The sequence below is a fragment of the Bacteroidota bacterium genome, assembly GCA_018266755.1.
In the GTDB taxonomy this organism is placed as follows: Bacteria; Bacteroidota; Ignavibacteria; order Palsa-1295; family Palsa-1295; genus JAFDZW01.
In genome coordinates this window covers 633780-643205 of the sequence record JAFDZW010000001.1, presented here as the reverse complement: position 1 = coordinate 643205, position 9426 = coordinate 633780, and the positions used below count along the sequence as shown (strand labels likewise).

General features: G+C 55.0%; 5 protein-coding genes and 1 rRNA gene. 3 read left to right on the top strand and 3 right to left on the bottom strand.

Features of this window, described 5'->3' with window-relative positions:
- A 16S ribosomal RNA gene (locus tag JSS75_02525) occupies positions 1-778 on the bottom strand; the annotation flags it as partial.
- Positions 779-1513: 735 nt separating this feature from the next.
- Between JSS75_02525 and JSS75_02520 the strand changes: the two genes are divergently transcribed.
- Entirely contained in the window at positions 1514-3634 is a 2121-nt protein-coding gene (locus tag JSS75_02520) for a hypothetical protein (GenBank protein MBS1902558.1), read from the top strand.
- A gap of 267 nt (positions 3635-3901) precedes the next feature.
- Here the strand turns inward: JSS75_02520 and JSS75_02515 are convergent, their stop codons facing one another.
- Both JSS75_02515 and JSS75_02510 read right to left on the bottom strand, forming a co-directional pair.
- Positions 3902-5683, bottom strand: coding sequence for an erythromycin esterase family protein (locus tag JSS75_02515; GenBank protein ID MBS1902557.1), 1782 nt, complete (start codon positions 5681-5683; stop codon positions 3902-3904).
- A gap of 143 nt (positions 5684-5826) precedes the next feature.
- Positions 5827-6984 (bottom strand): hypothetical protein, encoded by a 1158-nt coding sequence (locus JSS75_02510; protein ID MBS1902556.1) that lies wholly within the window; start codon positions 6982-6984, stop codon positions 5827-5829.
- Between the two features lie 223 nt (positions 6985-7207).
- On the opposite strand from JSS75_02510, the gene JSS75_02505 reads away from it, so the two are divergent.
- Both JSS75_02505 and JSS75_02500 read left to right on the top strand, forming a co-directional pair.
- A complete protein-coding gene (locus tag JSS75_02505; GenBank protein MBS1902555.1) occupies positions 7208-8749 on the top strand; it encodes an FAD-dependent thymidylate synthase in 1542 nt (513 codons plus the stop codon).
- Complete coding sequence (locus JSS75_02500) at positions 8733-9422, top strand: glycosyltransferase family 2 protein (GenBank protein MBS1902554.1); 690 nt, start codon at positions 8733-8735, stop codon at positions 9420-9422. The genes JSS75_02505 and JSS75_02500 overlap by 17 nt, the downstream gene beginning before the upstream one ends.
- Positions 9423-9426 lie beyond the last annotated feature (4 nt).

Genomic DNA, 9426 nt, shown 5'->3' with positions numbered 1-9426 from the left:
ACTACCAGGGTATCTAATCCTGTTTGATCCCCATGCTTTCGTGCCTGAGCGTCAGTACCGGCCCAATCTGCTGCCTTCGCCACTGGTGTTCTTCCGAATATCTACACATTTCACTGCTACACTCGGAATTCCACAGATCTCTACCGGACTCAAGAATGATAGTATCAAAGGCAGTTTCGTCGTTAAGCGACGAGATTTCACCTCTGACTTACCACTCCGCCTGCGCACCCTTTACACCCAGTAAATCCGGACAACGCTCGGATCCTACGTATTACCGCGGCTGCTGGCACGTAGTTAGCCGATCCTTACTTTTTGGGTACCATCAATAGGGTAGTAACCCTACATTTGTCCCCAACTACAGAGGTTTACAAGGCAAAGCCCCTTCATCCCTCACGCGGCGTTGCTGCTTCAGGGTTTCCCCCATTGAGCAATATTCCTTACTGCTGCCTCCCGTAGGAGTCTGGGCCGTATCTCAGTCCCAATGTGGCTGATCATCCTCTCAGACCAGCTACTGATCGTAGACTTGGTGGGCCGTTACCCCGCCAACTATCTAATCAGACGCAGGCTCATCCTCTGGAAAGTTTGATCACAAGATGATGCCACCTCGTGATGTTACGGAATGTTAGCCCGTCTTTCAACGGGTTGTTTTCCCCCAAAGGGTAGATTGCCTACGTGTTCCGCACCCGTGCGCCAGTCCCGTATTGCTACGGTCCTTGACTTGCATGTGTTAAGCACGCCGCCAGCGTTCGTCCTGAGCCAGGATCAAACTCTCCGTAGTATAATTATAACATCACTGCTATAATCACGTACAGACAGTAGTTTGATACTGTATGTGCAAAAGTGTGAATTCAAATATTCACGGTTGCTTCATCAGGAGAAGAAGTTATTGAACTTTTCGTCTGAAAAGCACCACTTCCTCATCCTGCTCACTGTCTTCTCTGTCAATGAACACTTGTGTTTTCCGTGACGTAAAACCGCTGTTTCAATCACGGGACGCATATAACCAGAAGTGCACCACCCGTAGTTCCGAAGTGATCCCCAATTCTTAATTTTTTCTTCACTTTGGCCTGTTTTTGCGTCTGTCTTTCCAGCGCCAACCACCCCTCAAACCCGCATAAAATAAGGCTTTCTTCCGTTTTCGGGGTTGCGGTAAAACTTTTTTGAAAAAAATTGAAGTTTTTCGGTCATATTCGGATAATACTCCCGTCGCCGAGTAATTTTCTCTAACTTCATGTCATTCAGCGAGTTTCCGGCAGGTTCCGCCGCCATCGGGACGCCCAGGAGCGGCATATGGTCGTCTACGTGGTCCGTCACGCCGAACAGAGAGTCTGGCAAAATGTTGACATATAATATCTTACACGAACCGCTGCCTTTGCATTCCCATACTGAAATGACTTGATTTCGGGCCTCTTGACGAGATCTCTGCACGTGGTTGCTGTCACAATCCGGTAGGATTTTGTGTCAGAGATGCAACGAAGAGTATTCCACCCAATAGCATTTGCTCATTTTTAGTATGATCCGTTCCGTCGCTCGACTTTTTGCTGTCCTCACAGCACTCGCATTACTCACTGCAACCGGTTTCGCACAATGGCAACGCTCCTCAGGCCCGCAAGGCGGAGCGATCTCCTGTCTGGCAACGGACGCGGATACGGTCTATGCCGCAACGGGCGCTACATTCGGCGGCGGAGGCTCTTCGTATGGGGATGTATATCGCACGACGGACATGGGCGAACACTGGACCCCGATCTCCGACGAACTCATTCACAACGATGGCGTCAACGCGTTGGCGATCACGCATCGCGCGATATACGCTGGTACCGGGGGCGGGCTTTTCCGTCTCTACAAAGGAGCGACACAGTGGGATTCGATCTCTGCAGAATCGAACTACTTCCGTATCGATCACCTGCTCGCAAGCGACACCGACCTTATCGCAACCGTGCAATTCGGTGCGATCTACCGTTCGCGCGACGAAGGTAAAACCTGGACGAAGATCGTAGCCCCGACGCTGCTGAACGCACGCATCAACGCGCTCGAGCGGGTCGGTTCGACGATCTACGCTGCAACGCAAGGTAACGGAGTATTTCGCTCGGACGATAACTGTCTGACCTGGACGCCGATCAACAGCGGTATCGGCGGCGATAACCTATTCGTATTCTCCCTTGCACATGTGGGCAAGCAACTCTTTGCCGGCACGCTGCGCGGCGCATTTGTCTCGAGCAATGCAGGAGCGACGTGGGATACCGTACGGACTGGAATTCCGGAGTCCTTTGGACCGCAAGCGTTCGCACTCGCACCGAATGCGCTCTATGCGGCAGTGTACGGCGCCGGTGTCTATCGTTACGACCTCACGACAAACGTCTGGTCGCTCGTGAATACCGGACTTGGCGAATTCCCCAGCACCTCTGTCATCACAGCGGCGAATGGATATCTCTTTACTGCAACCGACATGCTCGGAGTCTTTCGCAGCGACACGACGAACGCCGGATGGGTTCGTAAGACCTATGGCATTAGCAACCTCTCGGTGTATGGCTTGAAATACTTGTCGACCGGGAGCACCTCTACACTATTTGCCGGGACACTCGATAACGACTTCGGCATCATCTTCCGCTCGAGCGACGGCGGAGCGCATTGGTCGTACCCCGACTCCACAACACACATGGGCGTGATCGACTTCGCCGAACACAACGGCCGTCTTTTTGCAGGCACCTCCGGCGACGGCGTGTTCGTGACCGACGCCACTACGCAACATTGGACAAATACCTCGATGAATATCGCTGGCGGAAACTACGTCTCGTCATTCACTACCACGCCGAATGCTGTGCTCGCCGGAGTCAGCGGACCTGCTGCGCTACTTCGGACCACCGATGATGGCTCGAGCTGGACCACGCCGCTCGAAAGTGCTTCGACATCCATTACAGCACTGCTGTATGACAGCGTCACCCACCGTGTGTTTGCAGGCTCGACATGGGGCATCTTTACCTCCGACGACGAGGGTGCAACGTGGACACGGCCAACGACAGCAATCGACTCCATGCAGATTCAATCATTCGCACGCGTAGGCCAGACCCTGCTTGCCGGGACACGATTCGGCTGCTTTGCTTCGACAGATAACGGTGCGACGTGGACGCCGGCAAACGCCGCGACATCAAAATTGTCGTTCAATGCTCTTCTGAGTATTGGCTCTGCGGTGTATGCAGGAGTGCCGGGAGGAGTGCTGGCATCGACCAACGCAGGCGAGACATGGATACGATTCGGTTCTGGACTTCCGTCGACGATCGAGGTTGCAAGCCTGACGTATGACGGGGCGACGTTGTATGTAGGGACGGTCGGTTCCGGCGTGTGGTCAATCCCACTTCAGACGTCGGGGATACCTGAGAAGGCAGCGAATCCTTCCTTCGTGTTACGAATCGTCTACGATGCGACACATCCCGAGATTTCTTTCGAACTTCCGGACGAACAGGATGTGCATCTACTCGTGTACGATGAAACAGGCCGCCGTCTCTTCGACGCACCGCTTGGCACACTGCCGAGCGGTCACTACAGCCTTCCGATGCCGAAACTACCAGACGGCGCCTATATCGCGATTCTTCAGACACCACGCATGGCGGGCTCGGCGAAGTTTATCAATCGCTGAGCGACTCATGACCGAGAAGTCTCTTCGCTACACGGTGTCGGATATTTGCACGTGTTTCCCCATACACTGCACGTGCAGAGGCCATCGCCACACGAAGTCCCGTCTCAGGGCCATCGCCTCTCCAAGAGGCCGATGACAGAGTTAGAGTTCAAGTATGATGATCGCGGAATTCGCACCGAGTTCATCGGCCGCGCGACCGACATTCGCGGCACGTGCGGAGAGGCTCAGTTAAGGCACATTCGTTACATCTACGATAAATGACGGCTGCTATTTGAGATTCAGCAGCTTCGAGGGCGTCGATTGCGGGATGTAAATGATCGCATCGTACACTTGCGGGATCACCGCCTCGTAAAACGAGAATCGCTCGTTATTAAGGGTGACATTATGGTGATCGAGCCCGCCATAGAATGCCTTCGGAAGCCCTGATACTTCGGGCTTTCCGCGCAGATCGAGGAAGAACGGACCGGGCGAGATCTCTTTGCAGAGTTGCTCGAAACTTCCGGGATATGCGGGGAGTGCATCGCAGACCGTCGGCATGCCGTCCACCCCCGCGTTATAGCGCCCGCCATCGAAGGCAAAACCGATCGCGAGGTAACTCTCCCCATATTCTTTTTTGAGGAATGCGCCCATCGTGTGAGCGAACTTGCCGGCATGGAAGTTATGCGTCCAGAGCACGCACTTCGCCGACGCATCCGCCAGCAACATGCGATTGACGACATTGGTAGCCATCGAAGAGTCTCGCACCTGTTGCGGCGCGATGCTTGCAGTCACGAGTGATGCAAACTGACGCAAATTATCCGCATAGATCAAGATCGTGCGGAAGTGCAGTTGCTCGCTCGCCCGAACCTTCAATGCATCGCCTTCGAGCACGTGATACAGGTTGTCGCTGTACGTTTTGAACGAGTCGATCGGCGTCGTGCCGCCTTTTTCAATATTGTCGAGCACCGCCAGGAAACGATCGGCTGCATGCACGGCATTGTCGGCGTGCGGAAGTTTTTGTTCGCGTGCGAAGCGCACGATCTCGTCGTGGATCTTATACGGCGATTGCATATCGAATCCGAATAATTCGACATGCTTGCCGCTCGCATTGTACTGGCGCATCCAGGTTATGAGATCGCGTACTTCCTGCGATATGTAGGGCCAATAATAAAAGCCCTTCAAGAGTGAGTCGAGATTTCCCTTCCCGGTGGCGATGTAATCGTTGAGGTAATCCATCTCGGCAGTATTTCCCTCGAAGCCGACATGCGTAAATCCTTTGTGCTCGACAAGATAACGAATCAGCTTCGTCTTGGCGGCAAAGAACTCATGCGTCCCGTTCGTCGCCTCGCCGAGTGCGATTACGCGATGATCACCGATACACGGGTCCAGTGCCGCAAGCCTCGGATCGTCCGACGAACCGTTCGGGTCGAATGCAACGAGTTTCTTCGTCAGTGCCGTTCGTTCGGCCGTTGTCATTGACGGCGTGATCGGCAAAGCCAGTTCCGGGATGGACGTTCCGTTGACGAGGATCTGCACATGATCGAACCACACCTTGCCCGTCCCGCCGAGCATACAAGCGAGTTGGAGATAATGTACGTTTGTGTCGCAATCCATCAGGAGCGAATACGTCTTCCACGCCTTCGTCCCTTTTATACTGTCGCTCATTAGGTTGCGATACTCAATCGTCTTGCTCGAATCGCGCAGGATCGCAGCGTAAAAGTTCGCGGCGCCTTTGGTGATCGCATCGCACTTGATGTCAACCTTTATTTCTAGCTTCCAGTGATCGAGCCCGGCAACACCGAGGGGCAGTATCTGCGTCACCGTCGCACCGATACTCGGATCGTACTGCGCGTCCGGATGTCCGAAGGCAATGGAAAGTGATTGCTTGCCGTGCGTATGTTCCGCCCGGTCGAGGTCGTAAAGACAATCGGTCGGTATCATCTCCCACGGGCGCATCGTGCCTTCGCGCTCGAAATCGAGATCGAAGTACGGAGTCGGGTTCGGCGCTGCTGCGGGCTTGTCGCCGAATAGCTGCGCACGAGCGATCGAAGCACACAATGGAAGTGCCATAAGGCAGGCGGCAGCGTGGCGAGCGAGAGTTCGCAAAGCGGTTGTATTCGTCATGAGTATGGTAGGACAAATTTACTCATAGACGAGTACTCGGCCCCGATTTTCAGGCTCACCCGTGCATCGCACTATAATTTTGCCTTGGACTATTTGCTATCGTCCTGACTTGAGCCTTCGATCTGTCTTCGCGGTGCTTCCTGTTTCGGCGCATCCTGTTTTGGCGTTTGCTTCGGCGCTTGCTGCTGCGGGACGCTGCGAGGTGGCTGCGCTTGCCGTGGCTGCTCTGTTGGACGCGGCGCCTGTTTCGGCGCAGTTTGTGTCGGAGCATTGGGCCGAGGTGTCGAGCGTGGTTGCTGGCTTGGCTTCGTCGGTTGCGAGCGCGGCGTCGATGATGGTGGCGGCAAACTCGGGCGTGCACGCTCTTCTCTGTTACGATCAGGGATCGGTGTTGGTGTCGGTCTCACCTTCTGTTCGGTCGGTGTGCTGCGGGTCGATGGAGTGAAATCCTTTGTCGATTCGACACGCGTCGGGCGTGGCGACGGCTGGGCGGTCGTCGAACGTTCGACCGACGGACGGTAGAGCGACCAACGCGAGCCGCTTATTGCCTCTCCCGGTTTATCATTGTCCTGCACTTCGACCTGCCGAATGTCGCGGCCGGTGGTTTGTTTGACAACTTCTTTATCAGGACCTGTCATGAACGTCGAACGACCATTCGGTCCGCTGTTGCCGATCGTTCGGTCGATTACCCGGCTTTCGCCGATGATACGGCCGTTCTCGCTGCGCGGAACGTAATGATTTCTTATGCGGCGACGGCCAAAATACTTATCATGGCAGAATGTCCACCAGTGATGTGGCGGATACCACCCTCCACCGATCACAATCGAAATGGCGATTCCGGGCCGCATCGGTGCCCAGCCATAGTAACCGGGGCAGCGGCTCCAGACGACCCACGCCGGTCCCCATTCGACGTCTGGCACCCAGAACCACCCGTAGTCGTCGTCGTAATCCCATCTGCCATAATGAAATGGAGCCCAGCCCCACGGGTATTCCGATACCCATGCCCATCCGTACACGGTCCAGACCCAATGACCGCGAGTAGCATATGGGACGAAGTCCGGTTCAACGATCGGCAGCCATACGTAGCCGAACGTGGGGTGTTGGATCCAATGGCCGTATGGCCCTAAATCGTCGTAAAACACTTGAAAACTAACACCTACGTGTTGAGCTGACGACTGAAGCGGCGCAACGGCCGATCCAGCGAGCACCACCGTAGCAAGAGTGAGGATCCGTATGAATGTGCGCATATTCCTTCATGGTTGACAACTCCCCGGTCTGTGTGCAAGATATGTGCCACGGATATCGTCTGGCGAGTGGTTCGATTTCTCCCTCAGTTTTGCGAAGAGAAATCTGCCAATTGTTTGTTAGAACGTAGAATCGATTTTCCACGAGCGCCATTACTTCTACTGCCGGTCGCTGCCAACGGGTAGGACCGGGGAGAACTTGCGAGCATCCATGACCGACCAGTTTATTCAATCCCCGCTCCGCGTCAAACTCGTCAACGCATTCATCGATCCGTTCAAGAATGCGATCGCCACGGCGCGTACGTGTTATTCGTCGAAAGGAATCATCGGCACCGACGGTGTCTCGCTCGAAAAACATACGCCGCTCGCCGAAAGCATTTATGAGGCCGGACATCACACGACGCTGCAACATGCGCATTTCCAGTTCGCACTCGAAGGCGTGTCGCGGCACTGCATCTGGTCGTTCCTTCATTCGCACCCGTTCTATAACTCCGAACAGGTCAGCCAGCGATATGTCGAGGTGAAGCGTGGAAGTTACCTGACGCCGAATTTCGGTGACGAAGCAGCACAGCAACTCTACGATCGGGAAATGACTCGTGTAACCGACGATTACCATCGCCTGATCGACCTCTTGACCCCAGCCGTGGAAGACGCATACTTCGGGCGCTTCCCTCACCGACGTAAGAATGCGGACGAGTACAAGAAAGAGATCAAAAAGAAGGCGCAGGAAGTCGCACGGTATGTACTGCCCGTCAGTACGACGGCATATATGTACCACACCGTCAGCGGCATTACGCTATTACGTTACTACCGCCTGGCACGTATGGCCGATACGCCGACCGAGACGATGGCTGTCGTGCAGGCAATGGTCGACGAGCTCTTGCGCCACGACCCGAACTATCGTATTATCCTCGAAGAGCCACTTCGCCCCGAAGAATACCCCGAAGCGGAATTCATACACGCCGGACGAAGCGCATCCGATGCAAAAGAATTTCGCCGCGAGTTCGACCATGATCTCAACGGACGCTTCTCGCGTCTCGTCGATTACAAAGTCAACGCAGAGGCGACGCTTGCCGCAAGTATCCGCGAAGTGCTCGGCATGCCGATGAACATGCTCGGCGACGAAGAGGCGATTCGATATGCTCTCGATCCGTCGAAGAACACGATGCTCGGCGAGACGATGGTGCTCACGACGCAATCCAAATTATCGCGCGCAATGCACAACGTCCATTACACCTTCCGGAAGCGAATCTCGCATGCCGCCGATTCGCAGGACCAGCGCCATCGCATGACCCCGGCGTCGAGGCCCATCCTGCACATGCAACTCTCCGACGATCACCCAGACTACATTACTCCTCTTGTCGTCGAGGAAGCGAGCGAGGAGGCTCAGACACTCTACCGCGAATCGTTGCATACCTCGTGGAACGCGTACGCCCGGCTCAAAGAGATGGGCGTGTCACAGGAGTTTGCCGAATACATGCTCCCGAATGCGACGTCCGTTCGATTCACGGAATCGGCCGATCTGCTCTCGCTTCATCACAAGCATGCCATGCGTCTGTGCTACAATGCACAAGAAGAAATCTGGCGAGCATCTGTCGACGAAGCCGACCAGATTCGCGAGGTTCACCCACGCATCGGAATGTATTTACTCCCCCCGTGCTCGCTTCGCGATATGGCGGGCGTGCGCCCCGTATGCCCCGAAGGAGCACGGTATTGTGGGGTGAAGGTCTGGAAACTCGATTTGAAGGAGTATGAGCGTGTCATCTGATCGCGCGCCGTTCTTTACGGTCATTACCCCGACCTTCAATCGTGCACGCACGATTCGCCAGGCTGTCGAAAGCGTGCTGGCCCAATCATTCGAGGACTTCGAATATATCATCGTCGACGACGGCTCGACCGACGAAACACGCGATGTGCTGACAGATCTCGTCGCTACGGATACGCGACTGCGATATGAGTATTCGAAGAATCAAGGCACATCGCTCGCCCGCGATCTCGGAGCATCGCTCGGTCACGGTCGATACATCACATTTCTCGATTCCGACGACGAATATCTGCCCATCCATCTCGAATCTCGAGAACGGATCCTTGCTGCGGAACCGGCGATCGAGCTCTTGCATGGCGGCGTCGAGATCGTCGGCGATGAGTTCGTCGCCGATAAATACGAGCCAAGCCGTCGCATCAGTATTTACGATTGTACGATCGGCGGAACGTTCGTCATCCGCCGCGACCTGTGGAAACGTCTCGGCGGCTTTGGTAATGTTGCCTACGGAGACGATACCGAGTTCTTCACCCGTGCCCAGTCGCACGGGGCATTCATCCGCAAGACCGATATTGCGACCTATCGGTATAACCGAACCGAAGCAGATTCGCTCTGTACCATCGTTTCGAATGAAGGTCTCGATGGCATCGTGAAGTACCGTTCGTCCAGCTTACAGTAACTGG